This is a genomic window from Actinopolyspora mzabensis (assembly GCF_900101095.1).
GTDB lineage: Bacteria > Actinomycetota > Actinomycetes > Mycobacteriales > Pseudonocardiaceae > Actinopolyspora > Actinopolyspora mzabensis.
This window is the reverse complement of the sequence record NZ_FNFM01000007.1, coordinates 1-16782: the sequence shown is the minus strand read 5'-3', so window position 1 is coordinate 16782 and position 16782 is coordinate 1. Positions and strand designations below refer to the sequence as shown.

The following is a 16782-nucleotide window of genomic DNA, read 5'->3' as shown; positions in this document are numbered from 1 at the left end:
GGTGATTACTACGGCCGGATCACCGAACGTCTGACCGTGGCCACCCGAGCAGCCTGAGCGCTACTGCTTCTCCAGCGTCGTTTCCGCTGCCCGTGGCGTCACGGCGAAGTGGTCCGGTGAGAATTTCGCGGCAGCTCGGGGCGGTGCGGACGGGAAACGAGAAGATGACAGCTCGGTCACGGCTTCCCATGTCCGCGATGCTGGTGAACGGCTCGAAAACGTCCCGCACCCCACATGCCCGGGCGGCGGTTACCGGTCGGGAACTAAGCTGCCCGCATGCCCGAATCGCACGTACATCGCCGTGAATCCCTTCGGGGCCACCTGCGCGACCGCGAGGTGGACGCCATGCTGGTGACCGACCTGCTCAACATCAGGTACCTCACCGGCTTCACCGGATCCAACGCGGCCCTGCTGGTGCACGCGGCCGACGCCGCGGCCGACGAGGGCCGCACGGTGTTCTGCACCGACGGTCGTTATGAGACGCAGGCAGCCGCGCAGGTCCCCGAGCTGGAACACCTCATCGACCGGGCCAGTGTGGCCGAACTGGCCCGACGCGCCGAGTCGATGGCCGGAACCTACCGGCGGGTGGGTTTCGAGAGCCAACACGTCACGGTGGACGGGTTGGACGAGCTGAGCCGCACCGCCCCAGGGGTGGAGCTGGTCCGCGCCCCCGGCCTGGTGGAGAACCTGCGGCTGATCAAGGACGAGAACGAGATCGAGGCGCTGCGCGCGGCATGCGCGGCGGCCGATCGCGCGCTGGCCGAACTGATCGAGCACGGCGGGCTACGCCCGGGCCGTACCGAGCTCGCCGTGGCGCGCGAGCTGGAGAGCCAGATGCTCGACCACGGTGCCGCCGGGCCGTCCTTCGAGACGATCGTGGCCACCGGGGCGAACTCGGCCGTACCGCACCACCGCCCAACCGAGGCCGAACTCGCCTCGGGGGACTTCGTGAAGATGGACTTCGGGGCGCTCGTGGACGGCTACCACTCCGACATGACCCGCACGGTCGTGCTGGGCCGACCCGCCGACTGGCAGCGCGAGATCTACGAGCTCGTCGCCACGGCGCAGGCCGCGGGGCGGGATGCCATCCGTCTGGGGACCGAGGTGGTCGACGCCGACACCGCGGCCCGCGACGTGATCACCGAGGCCGGTTACGGTGAGCGGTTCTCGCACGGCCTGGGGCACGGCGTGGGGCTGGAGATCCACGAGGCACCGGCGTTGTCCCAACGCGGAGCGGGTACCATCGAGGCCGGAATGGCGGTCACCGCCGAGCCCGGTGTGTATCTGCCTGGGCGGGGCGGCGTCCGCATCGAGGACACGCTGGTCGCGCGTGCGGACACGCCGGAGTTGCTCACCTTGACGACGAAGGAGCTCGTCATTCTCTAGGTGTGACAACGTGCGCTCGATCCCGCTTCTCGGTCGCGCGCCAGCTCGAATCGGCGAACATCTGTAGCCTTAGCACAGGAGAGACTCCGACTGTGGCCACCACGAACGACCTGAAAAACGGAATCGTGCTCAACATCGACGGGCAGCTGTGGACCGTCACGAGTTTCCAGCACGTGAAGCCGGGCAAGGGCGGTGCCTTCGTACGCACCACCCTCAAGAATGTGCTCTCCGGCAAGGTCGTGGACAAGACCTTCAACGCCGGGATCAAAGTCGAGACCGCCAACGTCGACCGCAGCGAGATGACCTATCTCTACAACGACGGCGTCGACTACGTGTTCATGGACCCCCACAGCTATGACCAGGTCAGCGTCTCGCCCGAGACCGTGGGGGACGCGGCCGGTTACATGCTGGAGAACAGCACCGTCACCCTGGCCCGGCACGAGGGCGAGCCGCTCTACGTGGAGCTGCCCGCCTCGGTGGAGCTGACCATCGCCCACACCGACCCCGGTGTGCAGGGGGACCGTTCCACCGGTGGCAACAAGCCCGCCGAACTCGAAACCGGTGCGACCGTGCAGGTCCCGCTGTTCATCGAGAGTGGCGAGAAGATCCGGGTGGACCCGCGGGACGGCCGTTATCTGGGACGCGTCAAGTGACCGGCTCACGGTCGGCCGGTATGCTGGTCCGGTTGGGCTTTCCAGGACCGTGCGCTGCCGAAAAGAGGGTGTGAGTTGGGCGAACGGAGCAAGGCCCGCAAACGCGCGGTGGAAGTGCTTTACGAGGCCGATCTACGCGAACTTCCCCCCGACACGCTGCTCCGGGAGCGTGTCGGTTCTACCGAGGCGCCGGTCGTCGGTGACTACGCCGTCACGCTCGTATCCGGGGTGGCCGAACACCGCGAACGGATCGACGAACTGATCGTCGAGTACTCGCAGGGGTGGGCGCTCTCCCGGATGCCGGTCGTGGACCGGGCCGTGCTGCGCCTGGGTTTCTTCGAGATGTTGTGGGGAGACGACATTCCCCCTGCCGTGGTCATCGACGAAGCCGTGCAGCTGGGCAAGGCGCTTTCCACGGACGACACGCCCCGCTTCGTCAACGGAGTGCTCGGCAGGTTGGCCGGTATCGACGAACAGCAGCGGGAATCGCTGCGTGGTTCCGCGGAGACCTCGGCCGAGGAGCAGGACACGGTCGCGGCCGAGCACGACTCCGACCACGACACGGAGTCCTCCACGACCTCGGAGCGCTGACCGCGACTTCCCGGTCGGGCCGCACCGATCGGTGTTTCCGGTTATCGCTCGATGTCGCCGTCCCGCCGCACCGAGGACGGCCAGGGGCGCTTCGGCGTTTCCGGCGGTGGCTGACGTTTCGAATCCCGCGGCTGTCGTGCGGTGCTCGTCTTGGGCACGGCTGGGGCGGCGCACGTCGCGAGAGCACCCCCGGTCCGGGGGAGGGGCGCGTTCGAATCGGATTCGCGCTGTCACATCGACTGACTCCGGGTTCTCGTCGGGCGGACCCGCCCGACGAGAACCCGGAGCAGTCAGCAGCGGTCGCGTCGACCCAACGACCGGCGGACACCGGTGTGGCCCGCACCCGTGTCGGAACGAGTGCGGACCACGGGTTCGTCACTCCTCGCGGGCCGGACGGGCCTCGGGGGGAAGGACGCCCCAGTCGATGAGCTGCTCGGTGAGTTCGCCCGGCGACATGTCGTAGATGATGGCCAGGGAACGCAGGTCCTCGGTGCGGATGGACAGCACCTTGCCGTTGTAGTCACCTCGCTGACTCTGGATCGTGGCCGCATAGCGGGCCAGTGGCCCCACCTTCTCCGCGGGAAGCTGTTGCAGCCGCTCGAGGTTGATCACAACCTTCGTCGCGGGTTCCGCGCTGGAGGGAACCCGCCCCTCCGGCAGCAGTTCGGCTACCGGAACACCGTAGAAGTCGGCCAGCTCGGCGAGTTTCTGCACGGTGACCGCACGGTCACCTCGTTCATAAGACCCGACGACCACGGCCTTCCACCGCCCGCCTGACTTCTGCTCGACGCCGTGCAGCGAAAGACCCTGCTGCTGGCGGATAGCGCGGAGCTTGCTGCCCAGCGCCTTGGCGTAGTCGCCCATGTGGCGGTTCTCCGTTTCATTCGCCCCGTCAGCCTAGTTCAAGTTGTCGGGGAGGAACGCTCAGTATTGATACGGAGAGTAATATTCGCTCGCGAGCGTCACCAGGTCAAGCTGCTCTTCGAGTGAGTGTGGCACGAATCCCGTTACACCACCCCGGCGGTTGACCCCCCGACGCTGATAGCGTACAAGGCAAGCCCGGCAGCTGCCGGGCTCCTGGCGTCCTTTAACGGCCCGTCCAGTGAGGCGGGGAAGGAGGTCCTTCCGTGGCGTCACGCCAATCGGCGGACGCGGCGGCTCCGGCCGGAGAGCGCGAATTGCTTTCGGCCGGTGACGTCGCGCGCACCGTCGCCCGAATGGCCCATCAGATCATCGAGAAGACCGCGCTCGACAGCGGCGCCGAACACGTCGTGCTGCTGGGAGTTCCCACCAGGGGAGTGCCGCTCGCACGGCGGATCGCGGAGCGCATCGACACCTTCAGCGGTGTCTCGGTTCCCACCGGGGCCCTGGACATCACGCTGTACCGCGACGACCTGCGCCAGCAGCCGAATCGCCCGCTGGAACCGAGCAGCGTGCCCACCGGGGGCGTCGACGACGCGCTGGTCGTGCTCGTCGACGACGTGCTGTTCTCCGGCCGCACCGTTCGTTCCGCGCTGGACGCGCTCCGCGACCAGGGGCGCCCCCGTGCGGTGCAGCTGGCCGTGCTGGTCGATCGCGGGCACCGCGAGCTGCCCATTCGCGCCGACTACGTGGGCAAGAACGTGCCGACGGCGCGCAGCGAGGACGTCGCGGTGCGGCTCACCGAGGTGGACGACACCGACGCGGTGCTGCTGCGTCGCCCGGATAGCTCGTCGGGTGCCACCTCGTCGACTGCCACCTCCGGGCGGGAGCCGGACACCGAATCGGGAACCGAAACAGCAGAATCGGCCGGAGGAAAACAGTGATACGGCACCTGCTCACGGCCGACGGGCTGGACGGCGAGACCGTGAACACGGTGCTCGGCACCGCGGACACGCTCAAGCAGACGCTGCTCGGCAGGGAGGTGCGCAAGCTTCCCACCCTGCGTGGTCGCACCGTGATCACCATGTTCTACGAGAACTCGACCCGCACCAGGGTCTCGTTCGAGGTGGCGGGCAAGTGGATGAGCGCCGACGTGATCAACGTGTCGGCCTCGGGCTCCTCCACCGGCAAGGGCGAGTCGCTGCGGGACACCGCGCTCACGCTCTCGGCGGCGGGCGCGGACTGCGTGATCCTGCGCCACGGCGCCTCCGGAGCCCCGCACCGACTCGCGGAGTGGCTGGACCACACCGGAACGAGAGTCGTCAACGCCGGCGACGGGATGCACGAGCACCCGACCCAGGCGCTGCTGGACGCCGCGACGCTGCGAGAGCGACTCGGCGAGCTGTCCGGCAGACGCGTCGGCATCGTCGGTGACCTGCTGCACAGCCGGGTGGCGCGTTCCAACGTGCACCTGCTGCGCACCCTCGGTGCCGAGGTCGTGCTGATCGCGCCCCCCACGCTGGTGCCCGACGGGATCGAGAGCTGGGGAGCCACCGTCACGCACGAGCTGGATCCGCAGCTGCCCGGCCTCGACGCGGTGATGGCGCTGCGGGTGCAGGCCGAGCGCATGAACGGTGGGTTCTTCCCGACGGCCAGGGAGTACTCGATCGGCTACGGCCTCAACGCCGCGCGCACCGCGAAACTGCCCGAGCACGCGGTGGTGCTGCACCCGGGGCCGATGCTGCGCGGAATGGAGATCGCGCCGCGAGTGGCCGACTCGCCGAGCGCGGCCGTCGAACAGCAGGTTCGGAACGGGGTCCACGTGCGAATGGCCGTGCTGTACCACCTGCTGGCCGGAGAGGAGAGCACGGCGTGACCGAGAACGAGCACCCCACGGGCGCTTCCGGGCGGCGGATACTGCTGCGCGAAGTACGCCCCTACGGCACCGGGGATCCGGTGGACCTGTTGATCGACGACGGCGTCGTGGTCGGAATCGGGCAGCACTCCGGTACCGACGCCGACGAGATCGTCCACGCCGGGGGCGCGGTGCTGCTTCCCGGCTTCGTGGATCTGCACACCCACCTGCGGGAACCGGGCGGGGAGGACGCCGAGACCGTCGAGAGCGGCTCGACGGCCGCCGCGCTCGGTGGTTACACGGCGGTGCTGGCCATGGCCAACACCGATCCGGTCGCCGACAACGCGGTGGTCGTCGAGCACGTGCGGCGCCGTGGTCGCGAGGTCGGTCTGGTCGACGTGCGCCCCGTCGGCGCGGTCACGGCCGGACTGGACGGGAAGCGACTGGCCGAGATCGGTTCGATGGCGCGCTCGCCAGCGGAGGTTCGCGTGTTCTCCGACGACGGGCACTGCGTGGACGACCCGCTGCTGATGCGGCGGGCTTTGGAGTACACCCGTGCCTTCGACGGTGTGGTGGCGCAGCACGCCCAGGACCCGAGGTTGACCCCTGGTTCGCAGGCCCACGAGGGGCCGAACGCCGCGCGGCTCGGGCTGGCGGGCTGGCCCGCCGCGGCCGAGGAGTCCGTGGTGGCGCGGGACTGCATGCTCGCCGAGCACACCGGCGGCTCGCTGCACGTCTGCCACGTCTCCAGCGCGGGAACCGCGGATTTCCTGCGGTGGTGGCGGGCCCGTTCGACGGCGGGTTCGGTCTCGGCGGAGGTCACACCGCACCACCTGCTGCTGACCGACGAGCTGCTGGAGACCTACGACCCGCTCTACAAGGTCAATCCGCCGTTGCGCACCGACGAGGACGTGCACGCGCTGCGCACGGCACTCGCCGAGGGCGTCGTGGACTGCGTCGCCACCGACCACGCACCGCACGCCGACCAGGACAAGGACTGCGAGTGGTCGGCGGCCAGGCCGGGCATGCTCGGGTTGCAGACCGCGCTGTCGGTGCTGGTGCGCACCATGGTCCGTCCCGGGCTGCTGGACTGGCGGGGTGTGGCCCGGGTGCTGAGCGAGACGCCCGCCCGCGTCGCCGGACTGTCCCGGCAGGGGCGGCCGATCGGCGTGGGGGAACCGGCCAACCTCACCCTGGTCGATCCGGACACCGAGTGGACGGTGCGCGGCGCGGAGCTGGCGAGTACCGCGGTCAACACCCCCTTCGAGGGGATGGTGCTGCCGGGGCGCGTGCTGGCCACGATCTCCGAGGGACGGATCACCGCACGCGACGGCAAGGTCGAACCGATCGGAGGGCGGTCCTGATGGCACGAACGCTCTGGGTGATCGGGCTGGCCGCCCTCGCCGCCCTGGTCATCTACGGGATGCGCAAGGGCTGGAACAGGCGCAAACGCGAGCACGACGAGCTGGCGGGCTCGTTGCCGGGGGTGCCGCCGGGACTGGACTCGCTGCCCGAGCTGTTGCCCGCCTCGGTGGGCCTGTACGTGGGCACCACCGTGGCCGGTGACTGGCAGAACCGGGTCACCGCGGCCACGCTCGGCAACCGGGCGAGCGCCACCGCCAGGCTCTACCGCACGGGGGTGTTGCTGGACCGAGCGGGCGATGAGCCGCTCTGGATACCGGTTTCGGCACTGCACGACGCCCGTGTCGATCACAAGCTGGCCAACAAGGTGGTCCCCGGCGTCGGCATGCTGGTGATCACGTGGCGCCCGGACGGGTATTCCTCGTCGGCCGAGCTGCTCGACAGCGGCTTCCGCCACGGCGACGAGACCGATCCCGCCGAGTGGGTGAGCGCGATCAGGGCGTTGCGGCCCACCGCGACCACCGATTCCGATTCCGAGCACGACGACGAGGCCGCCGTTGAGCGGCAGGAGGAAACATGACCGCGCAGGCCCCCGCCGCCCTGGTGTTGGAGGATGGCCGGATCTTTCGCGGCGAGGCCTTCGGAAGTGAGGGCTCTTGCTTCGGTGAGGTCGTCTTCAGCACCGGCATGACGGGCTATCAGGAGACGTTGACCGATCCCTCGTACCACCGGCAGATCGTGGTGGCCACCGCGCCGCAGATCGGCAACACCGGCTGGAACGACGAGGACGACGAGTCCGGACGGATCTGGGTCGCCGGATACGCGGTACGCGACCCCGCGCGCAAGCCGTCCTCCTGGCGTGCCACCCGCTCGCTGCAGGACGAGCTGCGTACCCAGGGTGTGGTGGGCATAGCGAACCTGGACACCCGCGCGTTGACGCGACACATCCGGGAACTGGGCGCGATGCGCGCGGGCATATTCTCCGGCGCCGAGGTCACCGACGACCGGGAGATGATCGACCGGGTCGTCTCCGGTGACCAGATGCTGGGTGCCGACCTGGCGGGCGACGTCACCACCACCGAGTCCTACGTGGTGCCCGCGGTCGGGGAGCGCCGGTTCACGGTCGCGGCGCTGGACATGGGGATCAAGTCCAACACGCCCCGGATGCTCGCCGAACGCGGCATCGAGGTGCACGTGCTGCCGCTGGGCTCCTCGCTGTCCGAGATCACGGCCGTGGCACCCGACGGTGTGTTCCTGTCCAACGGCCCGGGCGATCCCGCCACCGCCGACCACGCGGTCGAACTGACCAGGGAGATCCTCTCGCGGCGCCTGCCGCTGTTCGGGATCTGCTTCGGCAACCAGATCCTCGGGCGCGCGCTCGGCAGGGGAACCTACAAGCTGCCCTACGGGCACCGAGGTATCAACATTCCGGTGATCGACTCCGACAGCGGCCGGGTCGCCATCACCGCGCAGAACCACGGGTTCGCCGTGCGCGGCGAGCCGGGCGAGCACTTCGACACCGAATTCGGTCGCGCGGTGGTCAGCCACCACTGCGCCAACGACGGCGCCGTCGAGGGGCTGCGGTTGCTGGACACCCCGGCGTTCAGCGTGCAGTACCACCCCGAGGCCGCCGCCGGGCCGCACGACGCGGCGAACCTGTTCGACTCCTTCGTACGACTGATGAGCGAGGCACGCTGATGCCGAAGAGGACCGACATCAACCACGTTCTGGTCATCGGCTCCGGTCCGATCGTGATCGGCCAGGCGTGCGAGTTCGACTATTCCGGAACCCAGGCCTGCCGGGTGCTGCGCTCGGAGGGGATCCGGGTCAGTCTGGTCAACTCCAACCCGGCCACGATCATGACGGACCCCGAGTTCGCCGACGCCACCTACATCGAACCCATCACCCCGGAGTTCGTGGAAAAGGTCATCGACGCCGAGCGTCCGGACGCGCTGCTGGCCACGCTGGGCGGGCAGACGGCGCTGAACACCGCCGTGGCGCTGTACGAGCGGGGTGTGCTCGAGAAGTACGGGGTGGAGCTGATCGGCGCCGACGTCGACGCGATCCAGCGCGGCGAGGACCGGCAGCGGTTCAAGGACATCGTGCGCTCCGTGGGCGGCGGTGTGCCCGAGAGCAAGGTGTGCAACTCGATGGACGAGGTGCGCGACTTCGTCACCGAGCGCGGGCTGCCGGTGGTGATCCGGCCCAGCTTCACGATGGGCGGACTCGGTTCGGGCATGGCCCACACCCACGAGGAACTGGAGCGCATGGCCTCGCTGGGACTGACCGAGTCCCCGGTGCACGAGGTGCTCATCGAGGAGAGCGTGCTCGGCTGGAAGGAGTACGAGCTGGAGCTGATGCGCGACCACGCCGACAACGTGGTCGTGATCTGCTCGATCGAGAACGTCGACCCGATGGGCGTGCACACCGGCGACTCGGTCACCGTGGCCCCGTCGATGACGCTGACCGACCGCGAGTACCAGCACATGCGCGACGTGGGCATCGACGTGCTGCGCGAGGTGGGCGTGGACACGGGTGGCTGCAACATCCAGTTCGCCATCCACCCGAGCACCGGCCGCATGGTCGTCATCGAGATGAACCCGCGGGTCTCGCGTTCCTCGGCGCTGGCCTCCAAGGCCACCGGCTTCCCGATCGCCAAGATCGCGGCGAAGCTGGCCATCGGCTACTCGTTGGACGAGATCCCCAACGACATCACCGAGCAGACCCCGGCCAGCTTCGAACCCACGCTGGACTACGTCGTGGTCAAGGCGCCCAGGTTCGCCTTCGAGAAGTTCCCCGGCGCCGACACCCGGCTGACCACGACGATGAAGAGCGTGGGCGAGGCCATGTCGCTGGGGCGGAACTTCACCGAGGCACTGGGCAAGGCGATGCGCTCGCTGGAGTCCTCCCGCGCCGGTTTCTGGACCGTGCCGGACCCGGAGGGCGTGACGCTGGACTCCACGCTGGACGAGCTGGGCGACGGCCACGACGGCAGGCTCTACACCGTCGAGCGAGCGCTGCGCATGGGCGCCACGGTGGCCCAGGTGCACGAGGCCTCCGGGATCGACTCCTGGTTCATCGACCAGATCGCCTCGCTGGTGGAGCTGCGCGAGCAGATCCTGGCCGCTCCCGTGCTGGACGCCGAGCTGTTGCGCAGCACCAAGCGCGCCGGGATCTCCGACCGGCAGATCGCGGCGCTGCGCCCCGAACTCGCGGGTGAGGAGGGGGTTCGCTCGCTGCGGCACCGGCTCGGTGTGCGCCCGGTCTACAAGACCGTGGACACCTGCGCCGCCGAGTTCGCCGCGGCCACGCCGTACCACTACTCGGCCTACGAGTCCGACGCCGCCGCCGAGTCCGAGGTGGCCCGGCAGCGCGAAAAGCCGAAGGTGATCATCCTCGGGTCCGGCCCCAACCGGATCGGCCAGGGCATCGAGTTCGACTACTCCTGCGTGCACGCCGCCATGGGGTTGCGCGCCGCCCCCGACAACGGCGGCACCGGGTACGAGACGGTCATGGTCAACTGCAACCCGGAAACCGTCTCCACCGACTACGACACCTCGGACCGGCTGTACTTCGAGCCGCTGACCTTCGAGGACGTGCTGGAGGTCGTGCACTCCGAGCAGGCCTCGGGCACCGTCGCCGGGGTGGTGGTCCAGCTCGGCGGCCAGACACCGCTGGGGCTGGCGAGCAAGCTCGCCGAAGCCGGGGTGCCCGTCGTGGGAACGGCGCCGGAGGCCATCCACCTGGCCGAGGACCGCGGTTCGTTCGGCGAGGTGCTCAACCGGGCGGGACTGCCCGCCCCGAGCTACGGCACCGCCACTTCCTTCGAGGGCGCCAAGCGCATCGCCGACGACATCGGCTACCCCGTGCTGGTGCGCCCGTCCTACGTGCTCGGCGGCCGCGGCATGGAGATCGTCTACGACGAGACCTCGCTGGAGAACTACATCGCCAGGGCCACCGAGGTCACCCCGGAGCACCCGGTGCTGGTGGACAACTTCCTCGACGACGCGATCGAGATCGACGTGGACGCGTTGTGCGACGGGACCGACGTCTACATCGGTGGCGTGATGGAACACATCGAGGAGGCCGGGGTGCACTCCGGCGACTCGGCCTGCGCGTTGCCGCCCATCACCCTCGGCCGCCAGGACATCGACAAGGTCCGGCGCTGCACCGAGGCGCTGGCCGAGGGGATCGGGGTGCGCGGGCTGCTCAACGTGCAGTACGCGCTCAAGGACGACGTGCTCTACGTGCTGGAGGCCAACCCGCGCGCCTCGCGCACCGTGCCGTTCGTGTCCAAGGCGGCGGCTGCCCCGCTGGCCAAGGCCGCGGCCAGGGTCATGTTCGGTGCCAAGATCGCCGACCTGCGGGCAGAGGGCATGCTGCCGCCGAACGGCGACGGGGCCGACCTGCCGCCGCACGCCCCGGTCGCGGTCAAGGAGGCCGTGCTGCCGTTCCACCGGTTCCGCACCCCGGAGGGACACGGCATCGACTCGCTGCTCGGGCCGGAGATGAAGTCCACCGGCGAGGTGATGGGCATCGACACCGCGTTCGGCCAGGCGTTCGCCAAGTCCCAGAGCGGTGCCTACGGCTCGCTGCCCACCTCGGGCCGCGTGTTCGTCTCGGTGGCCAACCGGGACAAGCGTTCGATGGTGTTCCCGGTCAAGCGCCTCGCCGACCTCGGGTTCGACATCTGCGCCACCTCGGGAACGGCCGAGATCCTGCGGCGCAACGACATCGCCTGCGGCGTTGTCCGCAAGCACAACGAGGACCCGGCCGACATCTCCGCACCCTCCGGAACCGCCCCCGGTGGTGACCGCGACGTCATCGACCTCATCAAGGCGGGCGAGATCGACATGATCTTCAACACCCCCTACGGCAACCCCGGGCCCAGGGTGGACGGTTACGAGATCCGGACCGCCGCCGTCTCCCGCGACGTCCCCTGCATCACCACCGTGCAGGGCGCCGCGGCGGCGGTGCAGGGCGTGGAGGCCGCCATCCGCGGCAACATCGGCGTGCGGCCGCTGCAGCGGTTGCAGGCGGCGCTGCGGAGCGATCGGAGTGGTGAGACCCGATGACGGTGGTGCACGCGGCCTTCGGGCAGCGGCTCGCCGAGGCCGTGCACGCTCGGGGGCCGCTCTGCGTGGGGATCGATCCCCATCCCGCGCTGCTGCACGCGTGGGGGCTGGAGGAGACACCCGCCGGGTTGGAGCGGTTCGCGATGACCGTGCTCGAAGCCGTGGGCGAGGAGGTCGCTGTGGTCAAGCCGCAGTCCGCCTTCTTCGAGACCTACGGTTCCCGCGGGCTCGCGGTGCTGGAACGGGTGGTGGCCGAGTGCGCTCAGACGGGCACGTTGGTCGTCCACGACGTCAAACGTGGCGACATCGGGTCCACCATGACCGCCTACGCCACCGCCTACCTCGACGACTCCTCGCCGCTGGCGGCGGACGCGATCACCGTCTCCCCCTACCTGGGGTACGGCTCGTTGGCGCCCGCCCTGGGGATCGCCGCGCAGACCGGTCGGGGGGTCTTCGTGCTGGCCCGCACCTCCAACCCGGAGGCGGTCGGGTTGCAGCGCTCGGTCACCTCGGAGGGGAGGACGGTGGCCCAGTCCATCGTGGACGCCGCCGCGGAGAGCAACGCGGGAGCGGAGCCGATGGGGCACGTCGGTGTGGTCACCGGTGCCACGGTGCGGCCGGGTGAACTCGATCTCACCGCTCTGAACGGCCCCGTGCTCGCACCCGGGCTCGGGGCACAGGGAGCCACCGTGCAAGGGCTGTGTTCGGTCTTCGGTGGGATGCTGCCCAACGTGCTGCCTGCGGCCGCCCGCGAGCTGCTGCGGCACGGTCCCGACGTGGCGGAGATCCGCGCGGCCACCCGCCGGATGCGGGCCGACCTCGCCGGTGTGTTCGGACAGTGAATCCCGCGGCATGCCCGCGCGGCCGGGATTCGTGATGATCGAATCCCGGCCGTGTCCTCCGACACAGCCACCACGAAGAGCCACGAACCCCTCGGATCCGTAGCGGGGCGCCGAAGACCGAGTCGACGCGTCGCCAAGTTCCTCCGCGCGTCGGTGGTTCGGCGTCGGCGCGCCTCGCTCGTGCTCGCCTCGTTGATGCTGCCGCTCGTCCTGAGCGCGCTGTGCCTCGTCTACCTGTTCGGCGGAGGCGACAGCGACCAGTCGGTCATGGGCGCGTTGGCGCGGCCCGTGTCGAACTCGTCCTGGTTCCCTGTCACTTCCTGCCGCACGGGCAGCGCCGCGAACTGGCCTGGACACCCGCGCAGCATTTGATCGGGGATTGTTATGTGCTGCTCGCGGTCGTGGCGTTGCTGTCGCTCTGGTGGTGCGTTCGGCGGGTGGAGCCCACCGCCCGGCGGTGAGTGTCACTCGTTCGCCCGATCGCCGGTCGCGCGAACGATCGCGTCGAGGAGTGATATCGGCCACTCTTCGGTGAATTCGCTCGAACGGGCAGGGATGGGCCACCTCGGTCCGGCGGTGATTCGGGGACGCCGCGCCGGTTCCCGCTCTCCGGTGTTCGCGGTCACGCGCGAGCCTTCGCGAAGTGCTCCTCGCGGCGGGTACTGACCTGCGATGAATCGCTCAGCGTCGCTCAACCGCCCGGAAATCGAACAGTTGAGGCCAGTTTTGCCCCGGGTTAGTGCACTTCGGGCTCGTTGTTGGTAGTACTTGCAGCGGCCGGTGGTCGTCAGCGTCGTGGGCGAGCCACCCGAGAGGCCGGGCGACGGGAGAACCGATGAAACCGACTCGAAAAAGGCGGACCCGCGTTTTAGCGAGCTGACCTGGGTCGGTACCGTCGCCGCACCGATCAAGAAAACCCACATCACGGAGGACATGGTGGCCCTTCCCCAGCTGACCGAGGAGCAGCGGGCTGCGGCACTCGAAAAGGCGGCTGCCGCCCGTCGCGCCCGCGCTGAGCTCAAGGAGCGCCTCAAGCGCGGTGGGACCAGCCTGGCCGAGGTCTTGGACAGTGCCGACAACGACGAGACCCTCGGCAAGATGAAGGTCTCCGCGCTGTTGGAGGCCCTTCCCGGCGTGGGCAAGGTCCGCGCGCAACAGATCATGGAGCGGCTGGAGATCGCTAGTAGCCGCAGGCTTCGTGGTCTCGGCGAGCGTCAGCGCAAGGCGTTGCTCGCCGAGTTCAACGGGGCGTGATCGACGCGGACGACGGCGTGCTGCCGGGGCGTGCCTCGACGGGTACGCCCCGGCTCACCGTCGTATCCGGACCTTCCGGTGTGGGCAAGTCGAGCGTGCTCGACGAACTGCGGAAACAGGCACCGGATATCTACTTCAGCGTGTCCGTGACCACCCGTCCCGCCCGCTCCGGGGAGATCGACGGGGTTCACTACCACTTCGTCGACCGTGCCGAGTTCGAACGCATGGTCGCGGCGGGGGAGATGTTGGAGTACGCCCGGTACGCGGGCAACTACTACGGCACTCCTCGTGCGCCGGTCGAGCGTGCGCTCGCGGCAGGACGTCCCGCCGTGCTGGAGATCGAACTGCAGGGCGCTCGTCAGGTGCGGCGGAGCATGCCCGATGCCCGGCTGGTGATGCTGCTGCCGCCGTCCTGGGACGATCTGGTACATCGGCTCACCGGGCGGATGACCGAGGACTCCGAGGTGGTGCGGCAGCGCCTGGAAACGGCCCGGGCCGAACTGGCCGCCCGTACCGAGTTCGATGCCACCGTGGTCAACGCCGATGTGCGGAGAGCGGTGGACGAGTTGGTACGATTGATAGTCGGTCCCCCTCCCGGGCAGCCGCTGCCCTCGAACGATCGGTAGACCTCGTACGCTCCGCTCGCCCCGGCGGCGCCGTGGGGCGGAGCGTTTCACCAGAGCGGCCCCTTCGAGTGCCGTCCGGTGGTTCGATACGGTTCCGCGCGCCGGGCCGTGGGGACTCGGACCGACCAATTTGATCGCCGTCGGAGAGCACAGGAGCCACACACGTGAGCATCCCCAACTCGCTGACCGCCTTCCCCGGCGGCCAGTCTTCCAACATCCAGTCCCAGTCGAGCAGCGGCGCGGCCGAGGGAATCACCGACCCGCCCATCGACGATCTGCTGTACAACGTCAGCTCCAAGTACGCGCTGGCCATTTTCGCCGCCAAGCGGGCCAGGCAGATCCAGGACTACTACGCCCAACTCGGCGAGGGGCTGCTGGAGTACGTGGGGCCGCTGGTCGAGCCGGGGCCGCGGGAGAAGCCGCTGTCCATCGCGCTCCGCGAGATCCACGCGGGTGTGCTGCAGCACTCCGAGGGCGCGTGAGCGACGAGCAGGAGGCGCGTGACGCGCCCCGCGTCGTTCTCGGTGTGAGTGGTGGTGTCGCCGCCTACAAGGCATGCGAGGTGCTGCGTGGGCTGACCGAGAGCGGTCACGACGTCCGGGTGGCGCCCACCGCCGCCGCGTTGCGCTTCGTCGGAGCGGCCACGTTCGAGGCGCTGTCCGGGCATCCGGCGCGAACCGACGTGTTCGACGACGTGCCCGAGGTGCCCCACGTGCGGCTCGGTCAGCAGGCGGATCTGGTGGTGGTCGCTCCGGCCACCGCCGACCTGCTCGCCCGGGCCGCCAACGGGCTCGCCGACGATCTGCTCACCTCGACACTGCTCACCGCGCACTGCCCGGTGCTGTTGGTTCCCGCCATGCACACCGAGATGTGGGAGCATCCCGCCACCCGGCACAACGTCGAGGTGCTGCGTTCCAGGGGAGTCGTGGTCGCCGAGCCGGACAGCGGCCGGTTGACGGGGGCCGATTCGGGCAAGGGACGCCTGCCCGATCCCGGTGAGATCGTCGATCTGTCGCGGTTGCTGCTGGCTGAGCCCGCCGGGCTGCCGCGCGACCTGACGGGCCGCCACGTCGTCGTATCGGCGGGCGGGACGCGGGAACCGCTGGATCCGGTGCGCTACCTCGGCAACCGTTCCAGCGGCAGACAGGGGTTCGCCCTGGCGCGGGTCGCGGCACATCGCGGTGCCGAAGTCACGCTGGTCGCCGCGAACACCTCCGACCTGGTGGTTCCGGCTGGTGTCCGGCTGCGGCGGGTCGGCACGGCCCGGGAACTGCGTTCCGAACTGCTCGAAGTCGCCGACGGCGCCGACGCGGTGGTGATGTCGGCCGCGGTGGCCGACTTCCGGCCATCCGAGAGCGCCGAGCACAAGATCAAGAAAACCGAGGGCGAACCGCCGACGGTCCGACTCGATCGCAATCCGGACGTGCTGGGGGAGTTGGTCGAGCAGCGCGCGAACGGTCGGTTGCGTACCGGGGTGATCGCCGGATTCGCGGCCGAAACCGGAGATCCGGACACCACGGTGCTGGAGTACGGCCGCAAGAAGCTCGTACGCAAGGGGTGCGACCTGCTGGTGGTCAACGCGGTCGGCGACGGTCGTGCTTTCGAGGTCGAGGACAACGCGGGATGGCTGCTTGCCTCCTCGGGCGTCGAGCATCCCGTGCCGCACGGTTCCAAGACGTTGCTCGCCGCCAGGGTGTGGGACGCGGTGGCCGAGCAGTTCGCTGCGGCTCCGGATCGCCGAGCCTAGAATTCGTACCGAAACGTCGGAGTGCTCGCCCGCGTGAACGGGTACCGTCCCGGTCTCGCGGGCCGATGTCCGACGTCACCAGCCGCGCGGTGCGATGAGGTTTGTCGATGGGACCCGACCAGCGTCGATTGTTCAGCAGTGAGTCCGTGACCGAGGGCCACCCGGACAAGATGGCCGACTCGATCAGTGACGCGATCCTGGACGCGATGCTGGCGCAGGACCCGCGTTCGCGGGTGGCCATGGAGACCATGATCACCACGGGCCAGGTGCACCTGGCCGGTGAGGTCACCACCGCGGCCTATGTGGATCTGCCCGCGATCGTGCGGGAGAAGGTCCTGGAGATCGGGTACGACAACTCGGCCAAGGGCTTCGACGGCGATTCCTGCGGCATCAACGTCTCGATCGACGCGCAGTCGCCGGACATCGGTCAGGGTGTCGACACCGCGCACGAGTCCCGTGTCGACGGTGTCATCGACGAGATCGCCCAGCAGGGTGCCGGTGACCAGGGGCTCATGTTCGGCTACGCCTCG

16 protein-coding genes and 1 pseudogene are annotated in these 16782 nt (G+C 69.3%); 16 read left to right on the top strand and 1 reads right to left on the bottom strand.

Features of this window, described 5'->3' with window-relative positions:
- The first annotated feature begins 276 nt into the window (after positions 1-276).
- The 3 genes and pseudogenes from BLR41_RS12645 to nusB form a co-directional block, all read left to right on the top strand.
- Positions 277-1386, top strand: coding sequence for a M24 family metallopeptidase (locus BLR41_RS12645; protein WP_092628436.1), 1110 nt, complete (start codon positions 277-279; stop codon positions 1384-1386).
- A gap of 92 nt (positions 1387-1478) precedes the next feature.
- The gene (gene efp / locus BLR41_RS12640) at positions 1479-2039 is read left to right on the top strand and encodes an elongation factor P (protein ID WP_092628434.1); all 561 of its coding nucleotides are present in this window, start codon (positions 1479-1481) and stop codon (positions 2037-2039) included.
- 75 nt (positions 2040-2114) lie between these two features.
- Positions 2115-2558: pseudogene (gene nusB / locus BLR41_RS12635) on the top strand (transcription antitermination factor NusB); the annotation flags it as partial.
- A gap of 447 nt (positions 2559-3005) precedes the next feature.
- Here the strand turns inward: nusB and bldD are convergent.
- Complete coding sequence (gene bldD / locus BLR41_RS12630; RefSeq protein ID WP_043574581.1) at positions 3006-3494, bottom strand: transcriptional regulator BldD; 489 nt, start codon at positions 3492-3494, stop codon at positions 3006-3008.
- Positions 3495-3757: 263 nt separating this feature from the next.
- On the opposite strand from bldD, the gene pyrR reads away from it, so the two are divergent.
- The 13 genes from pyrR to BLR41_RS12565 all read left to right on the top strand — a co-directional run.
- The gene (gene pyrR, locus BLR41_RS12625; RefSeq protein ID WP_092628429.1) at positions 3758-4435 is read left to right on the top strand and encodes a bifunctional pyr operon transcriptional regulator/uracil phosphoribosyltransferase PyrR; all 678 of its coding nucleotides are present in this window, start codon (positions 3758-3760) and stop codon (positions 4433-4435) included.
- On the top strand, positions 4435-5367 hold the full coding sequence (locus tag BLR41_RS12620) for an aspartate carbamoyltransferase catalytic subunit (RefSeq protein ID WP_092628731.1): 933 nt from the start codon (positions 4435-4437) through the stop codon (positions 5365-5367). The genes pyrR and BLR41_RS12620 overlap by 1 nt, the downstream gene beginning before the upstream one ends.
- A complete protein-coding gene (locus tag BLR41_RS12615) occupies positions 5364-6710 on the top strand; it encodes a dihydroorotase (RefSeq protein WP_092628426.1) in 1347 nt (448 codons plus the stop codon). The genes BLR41_RS12620 and BLR41_RS12615 overlap by 4 nt, the downstream gene beginning before the upstream one ends.
- Positions 6710-7288 (top strand): PH-like domain-containing protein, encoded by a 579-nt coding sequence (locus tag BLR41_RS12610; protein ID WP_092628424.1) that lies wholly within the window; start codon positions 6710-6712, stop codon positions 7286-7288. Before BLR41_RS12615 ends, BLR41_RS12610 begins: the two co-directional genes overlap by 1 nt.
- Complete coding sequence (carA, locus tag BLR41_RS12605) at positions 7285-8406, top strand: glutamine-hydrolyzing carbamoyl-phosphate synthase small subunit (protein WP_092628422.1); 1122 nt, start codon at positions 7285-7287, stop codon at positions 8404-8406. The genes BLR41_RS12610 and carA overlap by 4 nt, the downstream gene beginning before the upstream one ends.
- Positions 8406-11783 carry a carbamoyl-phosphate synthase large subunit gene (carB, locus tag BLR41_RS12600; protein ID WP_092628420.1) on the top strand — a complete coding sequence of 1126 codons (3378 nt, stop codon included), beginning with the start codon at positions 8406-8408 and terminating at the stop codon, positions 11781-11783. Before carA ends, carB begins: the two co-directional genes overlap by 1 nt.
- Positions 11780-12625 (top strand): orotidine-5'-phosphate decarboxylase, encoded by an 846-nt coding sequence (gene pyrF, locus BLR41_RS12595; RefSeq protein ID WP_092628419.1) that lies wholly within the window; start codon positions 11780-11782, stop codon positions 12623-12625. Before carB ends, pyrF begins: the two co-directional genes overlap by 4 nt.
- 51 nt (positions 12626-12676) lie before the next feature.
- On the top strand, positions 12677-12997 hold the full coding sequence (locus tag BLR41_RS12590) for a hypothetical protein (RefSeq protein WP_092628417.1): 321 nt from the start codon (positions 12677-12679) through the stop codon (positions 12995-12997).
- Between the two features lie 564 nt (positions 12998-13561).
- The gene (mihF, locus tag BLR41_RS12585) at positions 13562-13879 is read left to right on the top strand and encodes an integration host factor, actinobacterial type (RefSeq protein WP_092628730.1); all 318 of its coding nucleotides are present in this window, start codon (positions 13562-13564) and stop codon (positions 13877-13879) included.
- The gene (gene gmk / locus BLR41_RS12580) at positions 13876-14505 is read left to right on the top strand and encodes a guanylate kinase (protein WP_092628415.1); all 630 of its coding nucleotides are present in this window, start codon (positions 13876-13878) and stop codon (positions 14503-14505) included. Before mihF ends, gmk begins: the two co-directional genes overlap by 4 nt.
- Positions 14506-14720: 215 nt before the next feature.
- The gene (gene rpoZ / locus BLR41_RS12575; RefSeq protein ID WP_342745375.1) at positions 14721-14987 is read left to right on the top strand and encodes a DNA-directed RNA polymerase subunit omega; all 267 of its coding nucleotides are present in this window, start codon (positions 14721-14723) and stop codon (positions 14985-14987) included.
- Positions 14984-16252, top strand: coding sequence for a bifunctional phosphopantothenoylcysteine decarboxylase/phosphopantothenate--cysteine ligase CoaBC (gene coaBC / locus BLR41_RS12570; RefSeq protein WP_092628413.1), 1269 nt, complete (start codon positions 14984-14986; stop codon positions 16250-16252). Before rpoZ ends, coaBC begins: the two co-directional genes overlap by 4 nt.
- A gap of 107 nt (positions 16253-16359) precedes the next feature.
- Positions 16360-16782: S-adenosylmethionine synthetase N-terminal domain-containing protein (locus BLR41_RS12565; protein ID WP_281240955.1), on the top strand; the 423-nt coding region annotated here is incomplete at its 3' end.

Excerpts from the sequence above, each read along its gene's own strand:
- carA (WP_092628422.1), top strand. The coding sequence starts at position 7,285 with ATGACCGCGCAGGCCCCCGCCGCCCTGGTGTTGGAGGATGGCCGGATC.
- BLR41_RS12610 (WP_092628424.1), top strand. The coding sequence starts at position 6,710 with ATGGCACGAACGCTCTGGGTGATCGGGCTGGCCGCCCTCGCCGCCCTG.
- carB (WP_092628420.1), top strand. The coding sequence starts at position 8,406 with ATGCCGAAGAGGACCGACATCAACCACGTTCTGGTCATCGGCTCCGGT.
- bldD (WP_043574581.1), bottom strand. The coding sequence starts at position 3,494 with ATGGGCGACTACGCCAAGGCGCTGGGCAGCAAGCTCCGCGCTATCCGC.
- BLR41_RS12645 (WP_092628436.1), top strand. The coding sequence starts at position 277 with ATGCCCGAATCGCACGTACATCGCCGTGAATCCCTTCGGGGCCACCTG.
- pyrF (WP_092628419.1), top strand. The coding sequence starts at position 11,780 with ATGACGGTGGTGCACGCGGCCTTCGGGCAGCGGCTCGCCGAGGCCGTG.